At 42.2% G+C, this 21,746-nt stretch carries 19 protein-coding genes and 1 pseudogene; 11 read left to right on the top strand and 9 right to left on the bottom strand.

Features of this window, described 5'->3' with window-relative positions; all coding sequences use genetic code 11:
- Window positions 1-87: 87 nt before the first annotated feature.
- The 4 genes from V7K73_RS04070 to V7K73_RS04055 form a co-directional block, all read right to left on the bottom strand.
- Window positions 88-813, bottom strand: a complete 726-nt coding sequence (locus tag V7K73_RS04070) for a Uma2 family endonuclease (protein WP_334877374.1) — start codon at window positions 811-813, stop codon at window positions 88-90.
- A 361-nt stretch (window positions 814-1,174) separates the two neighbouring features.
- Window positions 1,175-1,345 (bottom strand): photosystem II assembly protein Psb34, encoded by a 171-nt coding sequence (gene psb34, locus V7K73_RS04065; protein ID WP_334877372.1) that lies wholly within the window; start codon window positions 1,343-1,345, stop codon window positions 1,175-1,177.
- 291 nt (window positions 1,346-1,636) lie between these two features.
- Window positions 1,637-2,686 (bottom strand): DUF1611 domain-containing protein, encoded by a 1,050-nt coding sequence (locus tag V7K73_RS04060; protein ID WP_334877370.1) that lies wholly within the window; start codon window positions 2,684-2,686, stop codon window positions 1,637-1,639.
- Window positions 2,670-3,722, bottom strand: a complete 1,053-nt coding sequence (locus V7K73_RS04055) for a dipeptide epimerase (RefSeq protein WP_334877368.1) — start codon at window positions 3,720-3,722, stop codon at window positions 2,670-2,672. Before V7K73_RS04055 ends, V7K73_RS04060 begins: the two co-directional genes overlap by 17 nt.
- 127 nt (window positions 3,723-3,849) lie before the next feature.
- Here V7K73_RS04055 and V7K73_RS04050 point away from each other — a divergent pair, with 127 nt between their 5' ends.
- The 5 genes from V7K73_RS04050 to V7K73_RS04030 all read left to right on the top strand — a co-directional run bounded on the left by V7K73_RS04050 (window position 3,850) and on the right by V7K73_RS04030 (window position 6,472).
- A complete protein-coding gene (locus V7K73_RS04050; protein WP_334877367.1) occupies window positions 3,850-4,401 on the top strand; it encodes an NUDIX hydrolase in 552 nt (183 codons plus the stop codon).
- A 371-nt stretch (window positions 4,402-4,772) separates the two neighbouring features.
- Complete coding sequence (locus tag V7K73_RS04045) at window positions 4,773-5,186, top strand: hypothetical protein (RefSeq protein ID WP_334877365.1); 414 nt, start codon at window positions 4,773-4,775, stop codon at window positions 5,184-5,186.
- A gap of 8 nt (window positions 5,187-5,194) precedes the next feature.
- Complete coding sequence (locus V7K73_RS04040) at window positions 5,195-5,530, top strand: hypothetical protein (protein WP_334877363.1); 336 nt, start codon at window positions 5,195-5,197, stop codon at window positions 5,528-5,530.
- Window positions 5,531-5,809: 279 nt separating this feature from the next.
- Window positions 5,810-6,082, top strand: coding sequence for a hypothetical protein (locus tag V7K73_RS04035; RefSeq protein ID WP_334877361.1), 273 nt, complete (start codon window positions 5,810-5,812; stop codon window positions 6,080-6,082).
- A gap of 129 nt (window positions 6,083-6,211) precedes the next feature.
- A complete protein-coding gene (locus V7K73_RS04030; RefSeq protein WP_334877359.1) occupies window positions 6,212-6,472 on the top strand; it encodes a hypothetical protein in 261 nt (86 codons plus the stop codon).
- Window positions 6,473-6,501: 29 nt separating this feature from the next.
- On the opposite strand, the gene V7K73_RS04025 is transcribed toward V7K73_RS04030, so the two are convergent.
- Window positions 6,502-7,425 (bottom strand): nucleoside hydrolase, encoded by a 924-nt coding sequence (locus tag V7K73_RS04025; protein WP_334877357.1) that lies wholly within the window; start codon window positions 7,423-7,425, stop codon window positions 6,502-6,504.
- A 15-nt stretch (window positions 7,426-7,440) separates the two neighbouring features.
- On the opposite strand from V7K73_RS04025, the gene V7K73_RS04020 reads away from it, so the two are divergent.
- The gene (locus V7K73_RS04020) at window positions 7,441-7,872 is read left to right on the top strand and encodes a nucleoside deaminase (RefSeq protein WP_229470444.1); all 432 of its coding nucleotides are present in this window, start codon (window positions 7,441-7,443) and stop codon (window positions 7,870-7,872) included.
- Between the two features lie 300 nt (window positions 7,873-8,172).
- On the opposite strand, the gene V7K73_RS04015 is transcribed toward V7K73_RS04020, so the two are convergent.
- Both V7K73_RS04015 and V7K73_RS04010 read right to left on the bottom strand, forming a co-directional pair.
- On the bottom strand, window positions 8,173-9,297 hold the full coding sequence (locus tag V7K73_RS04015) for a metallophosphoesterase family protein (protein ID WP_334877354.1): 1,125 nt from the start codon (window positions 9,295-9,297) through the stop codon (window positions 8,173-8,175).
- 345 nt (window positions 9,298-9,642) lie between these two features.
- Window positions 9,643-10,989: a beta strand repeat-containing protein gene (locus V7K73_RS04010; protein WP_334877353.1), complete on the bottom strand. Its 1,347-nt coding sequence runs from the start codon at window positions 10,987-10,989 to the stop codon at window positions 9,643-9,645.
- 50 nt (window positions 10,990-11,039) lie between these two features.
- Here V7K73_RS04010 and V7K73_RS04005 point away from each other — a divergent pair, with 50 nt between their 5' ends.
- The 3 genes from V7K73_RS04005 (at window position 11,040) to V7K73_RS03995 (ending at window position 13,249) form a co-directional block, all read left to right on the top strand.
- Window positions 11,040-11,177 (top strand): hypothetical protein, encoded by a 138-nt coding sequence (locus V7K73_RS04005; protein ID WP_334877351.1) that lies wholly within the window; start codon window positions 11,040-11,042, stop codon window positions 11,175-11,177.
- Between the two features lie 132 nt (window positions 11,178-11,309).
- Entirely contained in the window at window positions 11,310-12,182 is an 873-nt protein-coding gene (locus V7K73_RS04000) for an S-methyl-5'-thioadenosine phosphorylase (protein WP_334877349.1), read from the top strand.
- A 527-nt stretch (window positions 12,183-12,709) separates the two neighbouring features.
- Complete coding sequence (locus V7K73_RS03995) at window positions 12,710-13,249, top strand: hypothetical protein (protein WP_334877347.1); 540 nt, start codon at window positions 12,710-12,712, stop codon at window positions 13,247-13,249.
- 294 nt (window positions 13,250-13,543) lie between these two features.
- Here the strand turns inward: V7K73_RS03995 and V7K73_RS03990 are convergent, their stop codons facing one another.
- Window positions 13,544-14,065, bottom strand: coding sequence for a DUF2085 domain-containing protein (locus tag V7K73_RS03990; protein ID WP_334877345.1), 522 nt, complete (start codon window positions 14,063-14,065; stop codon window positions 13,544-13,546).
- A gap of 165 nt (window positions 14,066-14,230) precedes the next feature.
- Window positions 14,231-16,342 carry a bifunctional arginine dihydrolase/ornithine cyclodeaminase gene (gene argZ, locus V7K73_RS03985; protein ID WP_334877343.1) on the bottom strand — a complete coding sequence of 704 codons (2,112 nt, stop codon included), beginning with the start codon at window positions 16,340-16,342 and terminating at the stop codon, window positions 14,231-14,233.
- 429 nt (window positions 16,343-16,771) lie between these two features.
- Between argZ and V7K73_RS03980 the strand changes: the two are divergent.
- A pseudogene (locus V7K73_RS03980) lies at window positions 16,772-20,040 on the top strand (DUF2157 domain-containing protein); the annotation flags it as partial.
- Between the two features lie 529 nt (window positions 20,041-20,569).
- Entirely contained in the window at window positions 20,570-21,604 is a 1,035-nt protein-coding gene (locus V7K73_RS03975) for a hypothetical protein (RefSeq protein ID WP_334877341.1), read from the top strand.
- The last annotated feature ends 142 nt before the right edge of the window (window positions 21,605-21,746 follow it).

The raw sequence follows: 21,746 nt of genomic DNA, 5'->3' as shown, positions 1-21,746 counted from the left end.
TAGAATTATGTCTCCCCTCTCCCGGAATCGGGAGAGGGGCTAGGGGTGAGGGAAAAGATTTAAGCAGCGATAGGTCTATATAATATGCTAGGGCAAATTATTTGGATCAATACCTTGAGATTGTAAATAGGCAATTAGCCGTTCTTTTTGCTGGCGTTCCTGTTCAATTTGTTCCACCGCCCAAAGCAACAAATTACCTGCCTCATCCCACCAGCGCAACCAGTAACCAGTTCTAGCTTCTTTTGCTCCTTGCCAAGTTCCCAGAAATAAACCTATTGAATCAATCCAATGACGACCATTTTCATCAGGTTGCTTTAACTCGTAGCGGCTGTTTTCGAGTTGGTAAAATTCTAACAAACCACCATTTGGGTCAAAAATTACGTAAATTGGGACTTGAAGAATCTGCTCATAAAAAAACCATTTTCCTGGTGGATAGGTTCGCTTAAAAGAGTATTCTCCACCCTCAGCGTCAGATAGAAATTCCATCACAATTGCTGGAATATCTCCATCTAAATTGGGCGTATAGCTTTTGCGTTCTCCTAAAACTTGATTTACCGATGGCACATAAACCCAGTCGGGTGCTTTAGCTATAAATTGCCCGTTTATCGTTGCACAAAGTCCAAAATTCGAGGCTATCAACATCTGCGGTTGGATGAAACCACTTATCTCTAGGCTTTCGCGCAAAGCACCAGCTAATAATGGCTGACCTGTATTTTCCACTGGTTCATCCTCTAGGTGAAAATCTGCCGGCAACGCTTCCCAAGATATTATCAGTTCTGTTGAAGATTTAGCTTCACCGAGTTGGGTTGTCATAAACACCCTTTTTTATTGATTTGTCTTTATTTTATGGGCGATCGCAGTTATCTTAGGGACTTCCAAGAAATAAATTACTCAAATGAAACGAACCACTCCAGACACAGAGAAGCCAGCGCGTTGCGGGGGTTCCCCCCGTTGTAGCGACTGGCGCAACACAGAGGAATGAGGAAGAGAGAGTTTTTTGGGTATTTTTTTATTTGGAAGTCCCTTACAACGTCGCTCTTTGGGATGCGATGCCTACGACAGGCATTGCCAACGCACAGCATTAAAACACAAAAAACCCCGGCGAAACTAACCGAGGTAAGAGAGAGAGGTACGAATGACAATGAAATACAGCGATACAAAAATATCTGAAATCTTAGCTAACGCTAAAACCAACCAAAACTATAGTTGTAACAATTAAAGTCGCAAAAAGAGCCTGTAAAACATATTTACGTTGTTCCCAAATTGCTGGATACTCAGCGTAATATACCTTGGGTTCAGCTGCGTAGTTATTGAGGATGCCGTCTTCGTTAGTGGTGGTATACATAATTTTTTTTCTTTTTTATTTGCTTATGTAACTAAATATAACAATATTGTTACGAAACGTCAAGAGGACTTGACAAAAAAAGTCTGATGGCTTTAATAATACTTGCTTATCAGGCATAGGAGATTTAGGCGAAGCTGCAAAACCCGCCGAAAGCCCCATATATTACGCAATTTTTAAAATCGCAAAATAAAAGGGTAGAGACACGTTAGTAACGATTTCGCGTCTCTACTAGTAATTGCATTTAGCGCCCCATCTGTTGCAATCATTTTTAGATGAAGTATAAATCTACATCTAATTATTCATCACCGCATCCAAAAGCACATTAGCATCAAAGCGGACTACATCTGTGCAAGGTAGCCCAGTTTCTGCTATTGTTTGAGCGATGCTTTCCTGGGCCGCAGACTGATCTAAATGGGCTGTGTTAAGAGCTATACCAACTACAGAAACACTTGCAAAAGCACCACCGGCACTAGCAACAGTTTCATAAAGCCGAATCACCTCTGGTAAAGGTGGAATTGGTACATGGGGATTATTGCGGTTATGAGTTTGTCCCGCCCGATGTACTAACAGCAGTTGGGTTGGTTGCGAACCACGAATTAGGGGTAGAGTTGCTGTTGAACCTGGGTGTAGCAGTGAACCTTGTCCTTCAATGTGCAAAATATCGTGGTTTTTGCCATAGCGCATAACTATCTGTTCTACAGCCCCAGCGGCAAAGTCTACCCGCACGGCATCTAAAGCCACACCATCACCTTCTAACATCATCCCAGTTTGACCGGTGGCGAGGAATTTAGAACGCCAGCCTCGCTGTTTTGCTGCCCAATGTAACTCTAGACTAGTTGACATTTTACCGATCGCCATATCGGTTCCCACTGTCAAAACCCGCCGACAGGGAAGGGTGCGTGCCATTCCACTAGCAACATTTATTATATTAGACGGCTCTTTGCGTACATCCCAAATTACTTGTCCTGGTTGGAGTAGTGTATTAAACTCTGGTATGTTTGCCATTGGTGTATGTAAACCATTTACCAGCGACATTCCAGCTTTTAGAGCGTCTTTAATTTCCACCCAGTAATCATCTGGTAGAGCGCCACCTTTTGGAGCAATGCCAATTACCAAGACTTCTGGCTTGTATTCAAGGGCTGCGGCTACCGATGCTACTATTGGCACATCACGCTTAATATTTGTTAATTCTGGTAGGGATTTGCCAGCACAGTCGCGATCGATTACGGCTACAATTGGGGCTTCACTGTAACGTAAAATTGCTAGCCCTGTTTTGCCGTGATGCCCAGTAATTCCTTCATGCAGCAAGATTGCTACTCGTTGATTAAGTGATAGTTGCACTGTGGTGTACCCCCAAACCTGGTAAATCGTTTGGCAAAACTCTCCCTTCTTTTAGCAATGCACCCGTAAAGGGATCATCGATTAAATTAAGGTGACTGTCTAAATCTAGATAATCAGCTAGTGGCGCTAACTGTAATGCTGCTGTATTAGCTAACGAACTGTCAGAATAGCAACCAAACATTACTTGCAACCGATATGCTCGCGCTGTATGTACCATTCGCATTGCTTCGGTTAGTCCCCCTGATTTCATCAGTTTGATATTAATACCATCCACGTAGTTTGCAAAATCGGGAATATCGGAGCTTGTGAAGCAACTTTCATCGATAAAGATGGGCACGGGAGAGTGTTCTTTGAGTTTTGCTAAACTTTGTTCCTGCCCCCGTGGCAATGGCTGTTCTACATATTTTATACCTAAATTAGCTAGCCAATTGCACATTGCGATCGCATCTTCCAAACTCCAACCCCCATTAGCATCAACGAAAAATTCTAGTAATGGTGCTTCTTCTCGCACTGCTAAGAGCATTTTTTTATCTGCATCTATCCCATCTGGACTACCTAGCTTCACCTTGAAAAGGCGAACATCAGTAAATTTTAACCAGTCTCGCGCCCTAGCCCTGGCTGCTTCAGGTGAATTAATCCCAATTGTGACAGAAGTCGGGACTATTTGATTGCGATCGAGTCCCCAAATTTGCCACAAGGGTAATCCTACGCGCTTACCCAACCAGTCATGCATTGCTATATCCAACGCCGCTCTAGCAGCAGAAGGAACCTGATTTTGTGTTAAAACTTGCTCAATTTCCTGTCGCTGTAAGGGGCTGAATGCTTGCAACAGCGGTACAACTTGCTCTAGGGCGTCTTTAATTGTATCAGTTGATTGGCGATGATTACCCACACCAAATGGTGATGCTTCTCCCCAGCCTTCGATATCATCTTGTGAAATTCTCACCCATACATTCGTTGTCTGTGCCGTTGTACCCCGACTAATAGTCAAGGGAAACCTTTTGTTTACTGTAAATAAATTTATATTTATTTGCATACTGGTTATACATATTATGTTATGCAAAAGCCAGTGTAAGTTCAAAGTTTAGATTATCGGATGCATCTGTTATACTTTTTTACATTCATTGCTTGATGACTAAAGTTTTTATACATTATTTTTATTTATGAATAAATTAAAAAAATGGAAGATTTTAAAATCAAAAATGGTTTTAGATCATCCTTGGTGTCAGGTGAGACAAGATGAAATAGAATTACCCAATGGTAAAATTATAGATGATTATTTTGTCAGTATTAAGCCTGAGGTTGCAATGGTTTTGCCTATTACTAGTAGCAAAGAGATAATTTTTGTCCGGCAATACAGACATGCAGTAGGTGAATTTTTTTTAGAACTGCCAGCAGGTAATTTTGACCCGACAAAAGAGAGTGCAGAAGTAGCAGCAATTAGAGAACTAAGAGAAGAAACTGGTTATATTCCCCAAGAATTTATAAAAATCGCAACTCTATATGATAAGCCGAGTAAAGATACCAATCAAATACATTTATTTTTAGCAGAGAATGTGAGCAAAGTTGGAGAGCAACAACTAGATATTACAGAAGAGATTGAAGTTGTATTTATTCCCGTAGAATCAGTTTTAGATAAAATTATTCAAGGTGAAATTTCAGTGGCGGGAACTGTTGCTGCTATTTTCTTAGGTTTAAATTTTATGAATTATTAATAATCGTTGTATCTATCTTCTGTTTTGTAATAAAAATACTTGAGACGAATTGTATCGTGAAACTTTTACAGCAGATTTTTTGGGCGTTTTGGCATAGAATAATATTAATAAAGTTTCCATATAATGTCCTAATACCATTTCTTTGTGACGCTGCGCCAAACCCTCTTCAATTCTCTCTCTTTCTTTCTTTCTTTCTTTCTTTCTTTCTTTCTTTCTTTCTTTCTTTGTGTGCTTTGCGTCCTTTGCGGTTCGTTTTTCTTCCTTATACTTAAATATGATTTAGCGCATCTTCATACATAATTGGTATAAGTAAGGATCATACACAGAATTTTTCTGTATATAACTGTTACTATGCTAAGGACAGAGGGCAAGTGGCTAAATTCAAATTGGCGGTTCGTAACGTGGATGTTTTAATTGAGTCAACAAGAAGCTTTGAGAAGGATATTAGCAAGCTGAGTGAAGATGAGAAAGCCGCAGCGATTCAAAAAATTAATGATTGCGCTAGCCTCTTCCCTACTCAAAAAGCTGACGTTTATCGTAAGTTGCGTCGTCTTCCCCTACCGTCAGATATTAATGGCTATGAATCTTCGCTGTACACGCTAAGGGTTTCGCAGAAACTAAGGGTGATTTTGACAGTTGACGAAGATCCAATTTTTGGGCAAGTTATTTTTACTCTTTTTCGAGTGGTCAAACACGATGACCTCGATAAGGCGTATAAAGGTGTGGCAGAGACTTTGTATCAAGGATTACTCAACCACAATCGAGAAACTGCCCGGATCTCGTAAGTTGGTTTATGGCACAAACCCTTACTCTCTGTGATGAATACGGCATTATTTATCAAGCCATGAAAATTTTGCCAGATGACGAGCTAAAGATTGCTTTTCTTGAAGCCTTGGCAGAGCTTGAAGATAACGAGTGTCACAGAACAAGAAAATTTACAAAAACGAGGCTGCACAAAGTAAAAGGTGTGAAGCAGGCAATTTATCGTGCTGATATCGATAAAGTCTCAGGTTGGCGCATCCACGTTCAATACATTAATGGGCAAATTCATCTCAAGGATATTATCGAGGGGCAAAGACACGATGATGTAATTGAGGTGATTAAATCTAAAAAAGCACGCTACGAGTAATTCTCAGTCATGGAGGTATGGAGGATGTCTTAGGCTTGGTGTGCTAACAAACATGGCTGCTGCTATATAACGCGGCTTTCCACACTATCTCAATTTGACGGATTTTTCAATTTCCTATACCCACTAAAAGCTCTTAGAACCGATGGGAGGTGCTAGAGACTATGGTTATTGGTTCGTTTGATTAAATATTTTCAGAGGTACAAAAGTGTCGGCTAATAATACGATAAACTTTTTAGAGTTGGAAATTAAAAGTTATGAAATAAACGTGGGGTAACTAAAATGACTAATGAAAACGAAATTCGTAAAGTAGAAGAGGTAGTAGATGACTTGCAATATACTGTAGAAATACATGCATATATTGTGCAAGCTTGTACACTTGTCATAGTGGGTGTTATTGGTCTTATGGCTATGATTACTACTAGTACAAATAATTTAGTCTCTATAATCGCTTTTTCTATACCAATTTTGATTGGATCTTTTTTAGGACTTTATCACATAAACACCTTTAAATATATTGCAAACCGAAGCTACTCAAGAAAAACTAGATTTTAATGGGAGCATCCCAATTTTGCCAAAAGACAGAGGACTGATACAAAAACCCTGTACAAACCTCTTTCCTTTGCGTTCTTTGCGTCCTTTGCGGTTCGTTATTTGCAGCAGTTATAGTTTGGATCACCTAGAATGATTACCCCTAGAGTTTTTGCAGATTTCCATAATGCTGATGCTGAAGGGCATTTGCGTTTGAACTGTATTGGTACAATCGAAGACTTGGCAAATCAAAGTATTGAGCTACGAGATGGGCAGTTGCTCACGATATATAGCGAGGATTTGGAAGTTGATGGAGTGGTGCAGTTCTCTGAAGAGGAGAAGTTGTGGGTTGCTGCCATTGATTGGGATCGAATCAGACAAGTTGAGGATTTTATTGTGCAGGCACAAGTTTGAGTATCCACGCCATCTAATTTTTTAGTTTTTTATCTTGCCCATTGCTGCAAAATATAAGCATAAAAAGCCTCTTTACTTACCTTATCCATTGCATAAATTTTTCGCCCACCAGGAACTACTTTAGTCCGCCCTTGACTAAGACCAGTGGTGATAATTTCTGTTTCCCATTCGCGCAATTGATAAAATTCTGGATGTCCCAGATAAGCTGTTGCTAAGACATCCCAAAAATAATAATCTTGGGGGATAACTAGTGCATAACATTGTCCGGCTAAATCTGAGATAGGATAGTGGCGTTGTCGTCCCATTTTGTATACTAACTCCGATGTGACTGGGACATTATTAGTTAAATCTAAAGGACACATAATAATTTCAATTTGCGTTTGCCATACCCGCGCTGCTGAAATTGCGTCCCAATAAACATTCCATTCCGCAGAACCATCTTGTCCCGCTTCTAAACTTTTTTCGACATTGCCATTGACATTTAATGCACCCCCCATCCAAACAATTTTGTGAATCTTGGCTTCAATATCTGGTGCTTTATCTAAAGCTACTGCTACCGTCGTCAACGGCCCAGTTACCATCAACGTTACGGGGTCTGATGCCTCCCGCAACACCTGGATCATGAAATCTTGACCTGTTTCGGCAACCAGGGGCGTAGTGATGGTTTCGCTTTGATTGAGAATGGGGAGATGGTCAACGATAAATGAATCACGGCGATAGAGAGTCGGAAATGGATTAATACCGCGTACAGTACTTTCTGCTACCGGGATATGAGAAAATCTCATCAAATCGATAATTTTACGTGTGGCGCTAACAGCCGATTGAATGTAGCAATCTGCTGGAGTGACGACAACACCAAGGAGTTGAATATTATCCATCGTCAACAGCAGCATGGTTGCTAAATAATCATCTACACCGCCATCGTGATCCATTAATACTAGTTGTTTTGTCATAAAAGGAGAATTAATATGGATGAGTTTATGGAAGCTGCTATTCAAGAAGCAAAACAAGGCAGACAAGAAGGGGGAATTCCCATTGGTTCGGTTCTGGTCAAGGATGGTAAAATTCTCGGCAGAGGACACAATAAACGTGTACAAGATGCTGATCCTGTCACTCACGCGGAAATCGATTGTCTCCGCAATGCTGGGAGAGTTGGCAGCTACAGAGGTACTACACTCTATTCAACTTTAATGCCGTGTTATCTGTGCGCTGGGGCAGTGGTACAATTTGGGATTAAAAAAGTCATCGTCGGAGAATCCAGAACTTTTCCTGGTGCTAAAGAATTTATGGTATCTCACGGTGTGGAAGTAATTGATCTTAATCTTGACGATTGCGAACAAATGATGAGTGAGTTTATTGAAACTAACTCCGAACTTTGGAATGAAGATATTGGGAATTAGTTAGGAGTTGGGAGTTAGGAGTTGGGAGTTGGGAGTTGGGAGTTGGGAGTTGGGAGTTAGGAGTTAGGAGTTAGGAGTTAGGAGTTGGGAGTTGGGAGTTGGGAGTTGGGAGTTAGGAGTTGGGAGTTGGGAGTTGGGAGGTGGGAGGTGGGAGTTGGGAGGTGGGAGTTGGGAGGTGGGAGGTGGCCGCGTTTTGGTGACTTTTGATAGGAGAATTATGGTAGGAGCGATCGCTATCTAAAAAGTCACCTTGCTTTTAACCCAGGAAAAAACTTACCTTCACACGGACACTCTTCAATCCTAACTTAGCAAAAGTGTGCTGTTATTATCAATCAGCGGAGAAGTTCCATTAGTAGCTATGCCTGGGTTAGGCTGTGCCAATGCACCATAGGACTGAATGTAACGCCGCACTTCTAGCGGAAAGTCGGGGTAATCTAATACTGCATCTCCATCGGCAATAGTTGCCCAGAAGTCGCGCAAACTAGGAGCTAATTTTTTTGCCTCTGATAATGATAAGTTTAATGGAGAGTGAGTTAGTAGCTTGATTAAAAATGGGAAAGAGCGATCGCCCATCCATTGCCGCGATGACTGTTGCAAATTGGGGAAATCAGGCACTGACTCAACCCGATGAGATATAATTTGCAACGATTCTTTACCTTGATTATCCCGATGAAACTCTAGCACCCGATAAGGGTGAGGATAGCTCACTAAAGAACCAGTGGTAATATCATATACTCCATCTGAGTAAGCAATATCCTGAACGTGCAAATGTCCCGTAAATACTAGTTTGACTCCATAGCGCCTTAGCAAGTGCAATAGTTCTGCTGAATTGGACAACATGTACCGATTTGCTAGTGGATGGTTCGATTGATTGGGCAAATGCTCCACTACATTATGATGCACCATCACCAGAACTAATTCATCGGCAGATGCCGCCAGCACCTCTTCTAACCAAAGTAGCTGTTTGGCATCCAAACACCCCACCTGCTCACCTTGGTCATTAAAAGAGTTAGAATTCAGTCCAATCAGCTTAACTCCAGGCAATAACTGACGAATATAGTACATCTGCTGGGGATCTTCATAGCCAAACTTAGTGTAATAGTAGGGAAAGTCTGCAAAAGCAATTGATTGCTGATTGGACAACAGCACAGGAACGTCATGATTGCCAGGAATAACATAGACGGGAAAAGGTAGCTGGGCTAAACATTGTTGCAACCAAGCATGATTCTCTGGTTCGCCGTGCTGGGTTAAATCTCCTGGTAACAACAAGAAATCTAAATCGAGTTGTGTTAAATGTTCTAGTACACTTTTAAATGCCGAGATACTGACTTCTACTAGGTGGAACCGATTGGGATGATCCCAAATTGTGTGGGGAAGTGCCAGGTGTAAGTCGCTGACAACCGCAAAGCGAAAATTGAGAGTCATTGATTTATGAAAATGTTAAAAGCAGAGGTTAAAACAAACCTTTTCCCAAAAGTATAACGCTTGCTTTGTTTCGCTGCTCAGGAGTGCATTTACTTAACATTTGTATACATTGAGCAGAGATTACACGCTATGCTGACAATTAATTTCCCGGCTGAATATAAACATTAATCTGGAAAAATTATCAGAAATTTGATTGCTAAAATCCATAAGTCAAACGCTCACTGATTCCGATTCTCTACTCGATATTTCTAAAACGCGCTTCAACCAATTTTCTGTTTTTTGAGTATTAGATAGCTTTTCTTGTCTATCGCTTGTTCAGTATAGCGAGCAATGCTGGGTTAGTTATTAAGAATAAGAAAAAGTACTGCCACTGAGGTTGCCAATCCGGTTATGATCGTATTTGGTGATGAATTTACCTACCAGATCATCAGGCTTGATAACCTTATTTGAATCCTTTTGGGGTGTGTCAAAGTTACAAGCGATCGTGCTGTAGTCTAATGTGACCGTGGCATCCCTAGAGTTATAGTTGTAAATGCCACCACCCTTGCCAGACTCTTCTTGACCAGAACCGAATTCCATCCCAAAAGCTTTATTGTGCCTGATAATGCTGTTGCCCACGGTTAGGGTGCCCTCATTGTAGATGCCACCGCCAAAGTGTGCTTGATTGCCACTAATGGTGCTATTGATCAGCGTAAAAATGCCTCCATAGCCGTATCCCAGGTTTATGCCGCCTCCGTTTGACGCAGTGTTACCACTAATGGTGCTGTTATTCACGGTTATAGTGTCGCCACTGCTCTTGATGCCGCCGCCGTATGACGCAGTGTTGCCGCTAATGGTGCTGTTATTCACGGTTATAGTGTCGCCACTGCTGTTGATGCCGCCGCCGTATGACGCAGTGTTGCCGCTAATGGTGCTGTTATTCACCGATACCACCGATACAACCGATCCAAATCCAACACTACTGCTGTTGATGCCGCCGCCATTTTCTGCTGTGTTGCCAGTGATGATGCTGTTATTCACGGTTATAATGTTCACTGCATAAGTGTCGCCAAAGCTATCGATGCCGCCGCCGTATAACGCAGTGTTGCCACTAATAGTGGTGTTATTCACGGTTATAGTGCCGCCGAAATAGCTGTTGATGATGCCGCCGCCATTTTTTGCTGTGTTGCCAGTGATGATGCTGTTGTTCAGTGTGAGGCTGCCGCCATAGTTGCTGATGCCCCCGCCATCCTCTGCTGTGTTGCCAGTGATGATGCTGTTGTTCAGTGTGAGGCTGCCTTCAATGGAGATAGCACCGCCTCCTGCCAGACTGCTGAATATATTCAGCCTGCTGATTGTATCGCTGATTGTATCATTTGAGAGGCCACGGAGTCTTCTGGCTTCGTTGTCATTGTAGCTATTGGTAATAGTCACCCCATTGATTGCGGATGTTACACTACTGCCTATGTCAAACACACGCGAAACACTATCATCCTTAATAGTTAGTAAGCTGGGATTTGTGCCTTCAATGGTAAGGTCATCTGTGATACTCAGACTACTACCAGTCAGACTAATAGTATGAGCCAGCCCATCAGTAAACAGTCCACCAAAATTGATGATGTCTTTTCCTGTTAGGGCATTGGCATCTAGAACTGCTTGCCGTAGTGAACCTGCACCACTGTTGTTAGTATTAGTGACGGTAAATGTAGACATTCCTGTTACTCCAATTTTTTTCCGGTTGTATAAAATTGATATCAAGACTCATGTTGATATTATTACGAATATGCAAGCATTTTTTCTACTGCTCACCCGTAGTCAGAGGTCAAATTGAAAAACTGCGATCGCCAGATTTCTCACCACAATTGCCAAAGTCTTATAATTTTGCACTTCAATTAGCGTAAACTGACAATTAATGGGTAATAATTCAATAGTGTTAGCGGCAGAAAATCTAATCCCTTTCTTTCCTGGCTTCTCTGCTACTCCCCTTTTCGGTAAAATAACTTAGCAGATCAGCAAAGAACAGGTTCAGAATCATGACTCAAGCTAGGATTGGGATTATTGGTGGCAGTGGTCTGTATAAAATGGACGCGCTCAAAGATGTAGAAGAGGTGCATGTTCAAACGCCCTTTGGTTCACCATCAGATGCTTTGATTTTGGGGACATTGGATGGTACACGAGTAGCTTTTTTGGCGCGTCATGGCCGCAATCACACGCTGTTACCCTCTGAGTTACCATTTCGCGCTAATATCTATGCGATGAAGCAATTGGGTGTGGAGTATTTAATTTCAGCTAGTGCTGTAGGTTCCTTGAAGGAAGAGGCGAAACCACTGGATATGGTGGTACCAGATCAGTTTATTGACAGAACGAAAAATCGGATTTCAACGTTTTTCGGGGAGGGAATTGTTGCTCACATTGCCTTTGGCGATCCGATTTGTAAGAATTTAGCTAGTGTTTTGGCAGATGCGATCGCATCTCTCAATTTACCAGAAGTTACTCTCCATCGCGGCGGTACTTATGTGTGCATGGAAGGCCCGGCTTTTTCTACCAAAGCGGAATCGAATCTTTACCGCAGTTGGGGTGCAACAATCATTGGGATGACGAATTTACCAGAAGCAAAGTTGGCCAGGGAAGCGGAAATTGCATACTCAACTTTAGCGCTGGTGACAGATTATGATTGTTGGCATCCAGATCATGACAGTGTGACGGTGGAATTGGTGATTGGCAATTTGCTGCGGAATGCTGTAAATGCTCAAAAGGTGATTCAAGAAACTGTGCGACGCTTAAGTGAAAATCCACCTCAGAGTGAGGCGCATTCGGCGTTGCAGTATGCGATTTTGACTCAGTTAGATAAAGCACCAGCGACGACGAAGGAAAAATTAGGGTTATTGTTGCAGAAGTATTTGTAGTATTGGTGATGAATGAGCGATCGCACTACGATCTGAAATGATATCAAGTTCGGCAAATCACTTACGAGAAGTCTATTGCCTACTCCTTTGGAGAACCCGTTGGCGTAAATCAGCCCCCAGATTGCGTAGGTTGGTTGAGGAACAAAACCCAACATTTTTGGGGTTTTGTTGGGTTGTACTTTGCTTAACCCAACCTAAAATTTTTCTTAACTCAAGCTTAGTGAGATTATAGGATCAATAACCTATACTACACTAGGTCATTGATCCCTAGTCAAAAATAGGACACTTATTACGATGCGTTAACCAAAGCGATCGCTCTACAATTCATTACCCCAATGATTTAAGCAAAATTTTCGCGATCGCCTCACCTCTGCGGACAAAGCGCACAGGTGCTTTATGTTATAGGTCAATACGGTTCAGTAAAAGTGTTGCATTGTCTAGAGATGTTGTACTGCAACATCTCTATAAATGTTTAGCTGAAAATATCTGTAAAATCATTACATCTGTGTAATCAATTTTAAAAGAACATGAATAAAATCTGGTCTCGCAATACTTTGTTATTTAGTTCTGTTTTTGCTTGTACACTGCTTGCCACTCCTAATGTTGTTCGGGGTGACGACTCCTCTGTACGAAAAACTGATGATACAGCACCTTGTAGCCAAAGTGTCAGCGGTTCTTACCTGACAAAAATCTTCAATTCAGATGGGACAATCGGATCTCGTGGAGTGATAACACTTACCGAAGAAGGTAACTTTTTTGTCATTGACTCCAATCAAGGTGGTGTTACCAAGGTATTTAATCCTTTTACCAATGGACAAGGTACTTGGAAGTGTAATAGCAAAACTGGGGTCAGTGCCAGATATATTAACTTTACTTTTCCAGGAAGTGCAGGAGCTACAGGTGGCATTGGTCGAGCCGACTATCAAGCCAGCTTTAATCCCCAAACGCAGACAGTACAAGGAACTATCACACTGCGTTTTTTCAAACTAAATGCTAATCCGTTATCAGATAATGTCTCGCCTGTAGGAACATTCAACTTCTCAGGGCAACAAATCAAAGCCAATTAATTTTGGCATGGGTTTTAGCTGTGTAAAAAATCTAACGTAAAACTCATCCTTATAGCGGTTCTCGTTTGCATGAAGTTTATTTTTAAACCTCAATGTGCGTAAAAGAGTTGAAACGTATGTGGACAACACTTGTGTTGTCCACCGTAGCCGATGCTTTGGAGAAGGGATTGTTTGCACGCCTCAAATACGGGGTGAGGTTATGACTGTGTTGTACCATGCGTGAGAATCGCTATATATCATGCAACGTCTACTTTAACGGATTTGATATTATCTGTGTAGACGCAGTTTCTAATTCTAGAATTCATGCAAGCTGGTTTTGGCACCCCGCCACCCATGCAAAATCGGCATAGTAAAGAATCCCCATGCCAAACCCGTAATTAACCCAAAAGGCGTAACCAGATAGTTATTAAAACTCCACAAACCAAAAATCTGTGCTGCTAATTCCAAAGGATAAGCCATCATCAGCACACTGGCTAGGGCTACACCACCCCACCCATACTGATTCAACCAGTAAAAACCTTTGCCACCAGTTACTCCATATAACACACGAGTAATCAGCAAACCCGTGACAGTGCCGTAGCAGCGCATACACACAGCCATAATAAACGGTGGTGCTAAATCTAACCCCATATCTGGTTGCGGACAGACATGATTACCCATGAAATAAATGATATCCGCAATCCCAGGAAGCAACCACACTTCAGACGCAGCCAAAAAGGGAGCGATAGGCGGGCCAAAAACCATACCTACCAACAAGAAATCAGCAATCCAACTTACCCAATTAACCTGCAATTCACCCAAAGCTACTCTTGTCATCTCCCTTTCTCTGCGCCCTCTGCGCCTCTGCGGTTCGTCTTCTTAACAGATGTCCGTGGGTTTCCCCCGGTTCAATAAAAAAGCAGGTAATGCGATTGGGGTTAAATCCCCATTACAAAACTGAATTACGAATTACGAATTACGAATTACGAATTACGAATTAGTTTAACCTACCTTATTAACATAAGGACTTGTCAACTTATCCAACTGCTGAATCAACAGACTCAAGAATAAACCCACATCTGTCACCACACCCACCGATTCAACAGAACCGCGATCGCTTAACTTAGTCACCACAGCTGGATTAATATCCACACACACCATTTTCACCCCAGCCGGAGTCATATTTCCCACGCCAATGGAGTGCAGCATCGATGACAGCATCAAAATCATCTCCGCACCTTCTAAGTGTTTAGCATATTCCTCCTGTGCTTGAATCAAATCCATTAGGGTATCAGGCAAAGGACCGTCATCCCGAATCGATCCCGCAAGTACAAAAGGCACATTATTGTGGACACACTCATACATCACCCCACTTTTAATTGCTCCCGCCTCCACAGCTTTGGGAATGCTGCCATAACGGCGGATACTATTAATTACCTTTAGGTGATGGCGGTGTCCACCATGCACGGCGACACCCCGTTTCATGTCTACACCCAAAGAAGTACCCATGATATTTTGCTCGATGTCGTGAACTGCGATCGCATTACCACCCAGCAAAGCTTGCACGTAACCTTCCCGAACCAGTTGCGCCAAGTGTTCACCGCCACCAGTGTGAATTACCACTGGACCTGCCGTGACAACTACCTTACCACCAGCATCACGGATTTTCCGCAATTCCCAAGCCACTTGCTCAACCACCAATTCTACGCGCCGTTCGCTAGAAACACCCGCCGACATAAAGCTGAATTCTTGGGTGCTGCGTAGTTCCCGCGATTCAGTTTTGCGGATGGTGCGGATACCTAACACGTCTACAATTACCTGTTCGCCAACTTTTAAATCTCGTAGTATTTTACACCGAGCAACGAAGCTATTGGCAGTTTGAGTAATTGCGATCGCGCCATCCATCCGTTGATTTTCCACCTTTACCCACTGACCATCAATTCGGATTTCGGTAGGATAAATTGTACTAACGTAGAAATCATCGGGCGCAACGCCATCTTGAATTACCGGCTCGAGTTTAGCGTCTCGCTCATCATGGGGTAAATCTACAGCACCCAAATCAATTAACATTGAGATGATTTCTTCCATCACCTCATGGGATGGTGCTGATACTCTCACTTCAGCTGCTGAGGTACTTTGGCGCTGTTCTCCCAAGTTAAAATTCAGGACTTTGAAACTTCCCCCAGCGTCTATAATCAAATCCAAAGCGCGGTTAATTAAGCCAGCATCGAGCAAGTGTCCTTCCATGCGAATTACACGGCTTTCTACCGAGACATTGGCATGAATTTCATCTCTAACTGGTTCTGTTACCCGCAAAGTTAAGCATTTAGCTGCACCACCAGCTTTGAGAAATTCGGTAAGCGGTGTTTCCAGCACTTGGAAACCTGCATCTGCTAGGCGGGTTTTCAAAGCATGACTCGCCTTGTTCATGATGACGATGCTATCTACATTCACCGCATTACAAGCGAAGTTGACTGCATCAGCCTCTTCAAGTGCGATTCGCTTTTCCGGTGCGACTCGCATTTCAATTAAACGGTTCGAGTAAGAATCAAAAGCGCCTGGATAGTATAGCAAATAGCCATTTGCTAGGGGACAAAAACAGGTATCTAAGTGATAAAAACGTTCGTCTATGAGTCGCAGGGATAGCACCTCAATATCCAGCCATTTAGCTAAATAAGGGTGAGAATCTAATTCCGAGCGGAAACCGTATCCCGCCCATAACCAGCGTCCTTCTCGATCTAGGAGTGCGTCCCCTGCTCCTTCAAAGGGCAAATCTTTGGGAAGTTCATTAACTGTATAACCATTTGCCTCAAACCATTGTTTGAAGAAAGGCTCCTCTCCCTGACGTTCTTTGTGCAGAAAGCGACTGAGGACGACATTATCCCCTAGTACTAAGCCAGCGTTAGCGGTAAAAACCAAATCTGGCCAACCTTTTTCCGGTGGTACTAAGTCTACAATGGCGTGTTGTTTAAGGATCTGGTGTAGTCCTTGCCACTGTTCCACGGCGCGATCGCGCGATGACTTGTGAATATTCCCTTCCATCCAAGGATTAATCACATAGTCTACATCGTAGTGGTCAGGAGGACACATCAAAAAGCGAATACGGGAAGTCATAAAAATCTTACAAGCGTTTTATATGCTACAAGCTTATTTGAGATACAGATTCTCGATTTACTGACATTCGGTAAAATCTGTTACTAGAGCTTCTATCTTTTGATAGTTGAAGACTTTACTAAGGCTTCGTTCTTAATTCTATTACTCGAAGCTGGTAATAAGTAGATCAGGTGGCAAAAGTCGTTGGGGAGTTAGGAGTTAGGAGTTAGGAGTTAGGAGTTGGGAGTTGGGAGTTGGGAGTTTGGAGTTTGGAGTTATCTATCCCCCTCATCTCCCTCATCCCCCTCATCTCCCTTATCCCCCTCATCCCCCTCATTTTTGGCGTAGGTTAAAAATTAATATCAATTAGCCTAATAAGTGGCACAATTAGAGCCAAAATATACTTTAATTAAATGCAAGGTTAAGTATATACTTATACTGTTGCCACTTATGTCATCGCCCGTTGAGCGCCCGCTAAAATTTGAAATAAGACTGCCCTCTTCACATCCTCATTTATTAGAAGGACTAGAAATATGGCTGCGCTTAGGTTTGATATCCGATACCCAAGTTAGGCAGCTATGCCGAGAATTTCTGGTGTGTACGGTAGTGTTGCAACCCCAGCCGGAAGCTGAAACAAAGGTAGCTTTTGTAACTTCCGATGCCGTGCAGGAGTTGCCCATAGCAGCTTTACAATCTAGTAGTGGTAGACAACCGCAGCAAAAACCAGCTAAACCCAACTTTATCAGCACAATGTTGCAGTCATTGGGGGCAGAACTGAGTGTGCGTTGGCTGCTTTTTCTAGGGGTATTCTTGGTAGTCGTGTCCTCTGGGGTACTGGCTGCGAGTCAGTGGGAGAGGTTTCCTGCTTCTGGACAGTATGGAGTTTTATTTGCTTATACTTTGATTTTCTGGGGATTAAGCTTTTGGGCAACTAGGCAAAGCAACCTTAGATTGACGGCTCAAACTTTGCTGATTGTCACCATGCTGTTAGTGCCAGTAAACTTTTGGGCAATGGATAGCTTTCGGTTGTGGCAAAATCCTTTGGATTGGATTGGATTGTAGTTGCGATCGCCTGTCCTACCCTAACTGCTATAACTGTTTTACTCTCCAAAAATCGCAGTATTTTTCCCAATTTACTTACCGATAAATTACCTTTAATAAATATTCTGGGGCTGAGTTATCTGCATTGGGGTTGGCAATTAAAAGGATTTCCCTTGATTGCCGTTTATCTGGCAACAATCGGCACAACTCTTATTACTGTTTATCACAATTACCATCAGCCTAATTCTATCAGTGAGGAAGATCGGCGCGATGTCTACGACGGGCTACGCCTACGCCGCCGATTAAGTATTAGTTTACCTGCCACTGTAATTATTTATGCTTTGATAGTGCTGCTAGTTCGGGCGATTTTTCTTGTTCGGGTAGATGTCACACAGTTAGGGTTAGCTATTGGTATTTGCGGCGCTCTAGTAACTTGGTTAGCACAGCAGGGGAGGCAGGGGGCAGGGGGCAGGGCGCAGGGGGCAGGGGAAGCAAAAGTAATATTCTCTTCATCTCCCTCATCCCTCTTACTCTGGGAAAGCCTTGGTGCTATTCTACTCTTCCTTGGTTGGCTGGTTTCGGTAGTAAATCATCCTTGGCAAGCAATAGCTGTAAGTGCTTTGGGTTTGTGGTTTGTGGCAAGTCGTCTGCGGCAGTACAGTTTAAAATTAGACTTTGCAGCAGTTTTCGTCATTGGGTTACAGACGATTTGGTTAGGTTGGCGATTAGTACCTGATAATTTACAGAAATTAGCGAAGTCAACTGCTACTCAACTCACCAATTCTCAAAATCAACCTTGGGCGTTGCTGGGTGTAGCTTTATTTCCATACATAATTTTGATGGTGGCGCTCACAGATAACCTCCATCGTAGCCAAAAACAAGACTTGGCTAAATTTGGGGAACTGCTCACCCTGTTATTTGGAACTTTTTTAACAACGATCGCTATAAGAAATCCGGCATTGCGATCGCTAAATCTGTTATTTTCCACAATCACCCTTGCATTCGTTACTCAACGCCGATCCCCCGCATCCCTTCCCCTGATATATCTAACCCACATCATGGGAGTGCTGACTTTTTGTTTTACCATTAATTGGTTATTACCAACCCTAAATCACCAAGTCTGGGCAAGTATTTTATTAGCTCTGATGGTTGCAGAATGGGGATTTAGCCTTAGTGAAGGTTTGTGGCGACGTAGTGCATGGTATCTCGGTTTAGCACTAGCCGCCGCTAGCTTTTTTCTATTGTGGATGAATGCAGAATCATCTGGACAAGCTCATTGGGGAGTGTTATGGCTAGTTACGCCTATAGCTCTTACGGGTGTTGCTAATGTCACAATTATAGAGCGTCGCCTGACTAGCCGTTACTTGAGTGTATTGGCTGTGGGAACTGCCCAGCTACTAACTTTACAGCTACCAGAAACCAGATTAATCGGTTTAGCCGTAGGTACAGGGTTGATGTTTGCAAATACGCGCTATTTGCGAAACCAAATATCTGCGGTAATTACAGAAGGATTTCTTTTAAGTTTCATTGTAGCGCTGCTGTGGACAGGCGTACCTGGTTTACCTCGCCTCTCGCTACCAGGTTGGTTTGTCGTCGGAGCGATCGCAATCCTAATTTTATGGTTAACGCGGACAATTTTGAATCAACGCGGTAACGAATTAGCAATTATATATGCAGCCGCCAGTGATAAATGGGCGATCGCATTGTGTGGTTTTGAGTTGTTTAGCTTAACGCTACACTCAATACTGATTTATTCAGGGTTTATTACTTCAGGATTTTTGTATTTAGCTGCCACTGCAATCATCTTCACAGCCATTGTTTATCGCAGTTGGCGACAACCAACAAATTGGGCATTTTATGGCATCGGTTGGTCTTTGGAATTGTTGATTGCCCAAGCGCTGGGATTTGGGGAACAATCAACTGTTAGGATAGCGATCGCGGAGCGTGGCTTGCCAATCGCAAATATCGCTTTAGGTTTAATCGCTCAACTTCTCGGCGAGTGGTGGCGACGACGACATCAGTTAGAAAGACTTCCTAGCAGTTTTCACATTTTACCATTAATTTATGGTGCATTCAGTGTATTACTGCGGGTGAACACCTTCACCGAGTGGACAGGTTTGTATTCCTTGGGTGTAGCTTTAATTATCATTGGCGTAGGGCGACGGCGCGAAGACTTTAAACCCCTGCTGTACTTAGGAATCATTGGCGTATCCATTTCTGCTTATGAACTTTTGTTCTATCAAATGTTACAAGCTTCAAAAGGAGCTTTAGGTGATGGATTGATTGCCATGTCTGCCCTTGGTGCAAGTATTATGTATGCTTACCGCATTCTGTCGCCAACGCTTGTAAACTACTTACGCCTGACTCCTCAAGAATTGAGAGGAATTGCCCATATTCACTGGGCTTGGAGTAGTTGTTTATTAATGGCTGCGATTCCTCTTCCCATTGGAGTTAACCGTTTAGTGGGATTGGGAACGGGGGTATTTTTGATTCGTTATGCCATCTTTCAAGGACGATCGCGCACTTCCCCCAGCATTTTTGGAGGAATTACAATAGCCGAAATGTGGGTTTATCTTGGCTTATTAGAGGTAGCCGGGATGAGGATTTATTGGCGCGAGACAGCAGTAGGGCGATTTTGGGCTGGGCCATTAGTTCCTTGGAACGGTGCGATCGCCTGTGATAAAGCAGCAATTGAATTTGCTGTGGGTTTTTACGATGCTTTAGGAGCAGGACGATCTGTTGAGTTTGCCCACAAATTAGGTTGCGCGGCAATTCGGTTAGCAGGTATTCCAGAGCAACTCACCCCGATTCTAAAGAAAAAGCCAAATATTGAAAAGACGGTTTCTATTGAAGAACAGCCTCCAGTCACGAACAAACCTGCACCTGAAGAACTAAACGACTCTGACAAAGAAATACTTACAAAACTCCTGATACGTAGTGGACGTGCAGAATATTCGGCACGAAAAGCACTTTGTATAAGAATTGGAATTGAACCAAATCAACTTGGATTTTTAACACAATCAACCGATGCTGACTTTGCCTTACAGCTAATTGACTATTTGCATAATACAGATGATAAACAAGCTCTTGGGAAAATCTGCTCCGAACTTGAAGTTGTGTTTAAAAGAGGGAAGTACGCAACTGATTTGGAAAATATTAAATCAAAACTCAAAACTTAATTGTAAGTAGTATCTAGGAGTAACAAGTATGTCAACGCAATTCCTTTTGGACGAAGATGATATAAAAGAATTAACAAAACTAATGCTCGTAATGATCGAGACCCAAGAGTCAAGAAAACAAATATGTAGAGACCTTGGCATCAACCCTCAGGAAGTCTCGTTTATCATCGGTACTTCGGATGATACATTTTGTACAGAGCTAATTGACTGTTTAAATCGATATGGCTATCAAGAAAATCTATGTAAGCTTTGTTGCGATAAATTACTTCCTATCTTCAATAAATCAGTATATAGCAATCGTATATCTATCTTAAAAAAGATTGTAGAAAAACTCAATTGTAATTGTAATCAGGAAACACAAAATCATCCAATACCAACTGTCGCTAATCCAGATAAATCAAAACCTGAATCATTGTTTACCAAAATCGGTAATTTTAATAAAAAACTACTTGCATTTGGTGCAATTCTTTTAATTGGGTTAGCAGGATATCCAACTTATAAACATTTTAAACAGCCATCTCAATTAGACCAGGATCAGGAACTAACACAGAAAGCCCAACTTGTTCAGTCTGAGATTGAGGGGAATATAGGAGAACACAGCAGAGGCGGAGTACTAGTTAAACCTATAACAAAGGTAGACCTTCGTAATTTTATTGTTGAAGCCCAATTTGATAACCCCTATGATGGTACAATAATGGATAATTGGACTTATGGTTTTGCGTTTATAGATAATACAACTCCTGGTCTTAATGATCCTAAGCGCAAAGGGTTAGATGCATGGGTTGATTCAAATAACAAAACATGGGGTTTCAATTCACCTAATATCTCTTTAAACGGAAAATTATCAAATCTTAATCTTTCAGATAAAAGCTCAAATAAATTACGTTTAACTGTAAATAATAAGAAAGCTAAATTTTTTGTAAATGATATGTACATTGAAACCATTGATGTTTCAGAGTTAACGAATAAAGGATCTGTTTTTTTTACAGCAGGGGGTGGAATAAGTGGTAAATCAGCCCAGTACCAATATAAAAACCTTAGAGTTTGGTCTCTAGATAACTAATGAGCATAATGAGCTAAGAGAAAGCTGGAGTTGTCTACGACGGGCTACGCCTAGCCAAGCGTACTGTACGCCAAAGTGTTCTTTTGACTACTAAGTAATAGCAAAATTTTTATCAGTACGCTTTGCATAACAAAATTAAAAA

The sequence above is a fragment of the Nostoc sp. genome, assembly GCF_036916975.1.
Lineage (GTDB): Bacteria > Cyanobacteriota > Cyanobacteriia > Cyanobacteriales > Nostocaceae > Nostoc.
The sequence above is the reverse complement of the archived record's forward strand: the minus strand, read 5'-3'. Positions and strand labels throughout refer to the sequence as shown.

Excerpts from the sequence above, each read along its gene's own strand:
- V7K73_RS04070 (WP_334877374.1), bottom strand. The coding sequence starts at position 813 with ATGACAACCCAACTCGGTGAAGCTAAATCTTCAACAGAACTGATAATA.
- psb34 (WP_334877372.1), bottom strand. The coding sequence starts at position 1,345 with ATGTATACCACCACTAACGAAGACGGCATCCTCAATAACTACGCAGCT.
- V7K73_RS04055 (WP_334877368.1), bottom strand. The coding sequence starts at position 3,722 with ATGCAAATAAATATAAATTTATTTACAGTAAACAAAAGGTTTCCCTTG.
- V7K73_RS04050 (WP_334877367.1), top strand. The coding sequence starts at position 3,850 with ATGAATAAATTAAAAAAATGGAAGATTTTAAAATCAAAAATGGTTTTA.
- V7K73_RS04040 (WP_334877363.1), top strand. The coding sequence starts at position 5,195 with ATGGCACAAACCCTTACTCTCTGTGATGAATACGGCATTATTTATCAA.
- V7K73_RS04035 (WP_334877361.1), top strand. The coding sequence starts at position 5,810 with ATGACTAATGAAAACGAAATTCGTAAAGTAGAAGAGGTAGTAGATGAC.
- V7K73_RS04030 (WP_334877359.1), top strand. The coding sequence starts at position 6,212 with ATGATTACCCCTAGAGTTTTTGCAGATTTCCATAATGCTGATGCTGAA.
- V7K73_RS04025 (WP_334877357.1), bottom strand. The coding sequence starts at position 7,425 with ATGACAAAACAACTAGTATTAATGGATCACGATGGCGGTGTAGATGAT.
- V7K73_RS04020 (WP_229470444.1), top strand. The coding sequence starts at position 7,441 with ATGGATGAGTTTATGGAAGCTGCTATTCAAGAAGCAAAACAAGGCAGA.
- V7K73_RS04015 (WP_334877354.1), bottom strand. The coding sequence starts at position 9,297 with ATGACTCTCAATTTTCGCTTTGCGGTTGTCAGCGACTTACACCTGGCA.
- V7K73_RS04010 (WP_334877353.1), bottom strand. The coding sequence starts at position 10,989 with ATGTCTACATTTACCGTCACTAATACTAACAACAGTGGTGCAGGTTCA.
- V7K73_RS04005 (WP_334877351.1), top strand. The coding sequence starts at position 11,040 with ATGTTGATATTATTACGAATATGCAAGCATTTTTTCTACTGCTCACCC.
- V7K73_RS04000 (WP_334877349.1), top strand. The coding sequence starts at position 11,310 with ATGACTCAAGCTAGGATTGGGATTATTGGTGGCAGTGGTCTGTATAAA.
- V7K73_RS03995 (WP_334877347.1), top strand. The coding sequence starts at position 12,710 with ATGAATAAAATCTGGTCTCGCAATACTTTGTTATTTAGTTCTGTTTTT.
- V7K73_RS03990 (WP_334877345.1), bottom strand. The coding sequence starts at position 14,065 with ATGACAAGAGTAGCTTTGGGTGAATTGCAGGTTAATTGGGTAAGTTGG.
- argZ (WP_334877343.1), bottom strand. The coding sequence starts at position 16,342 with ATGACTTCCCGTATTCGCTTTTTGATGTGTCCTCCTGACCACTACGAT.
- V7K73_RS03975 (WP_334877341.1), top strand. The coding sequence starts at position 20,570 with ATGTCAACGCAATTCCTTTTGGACGAAGATGATATAAAAGAATTAACA.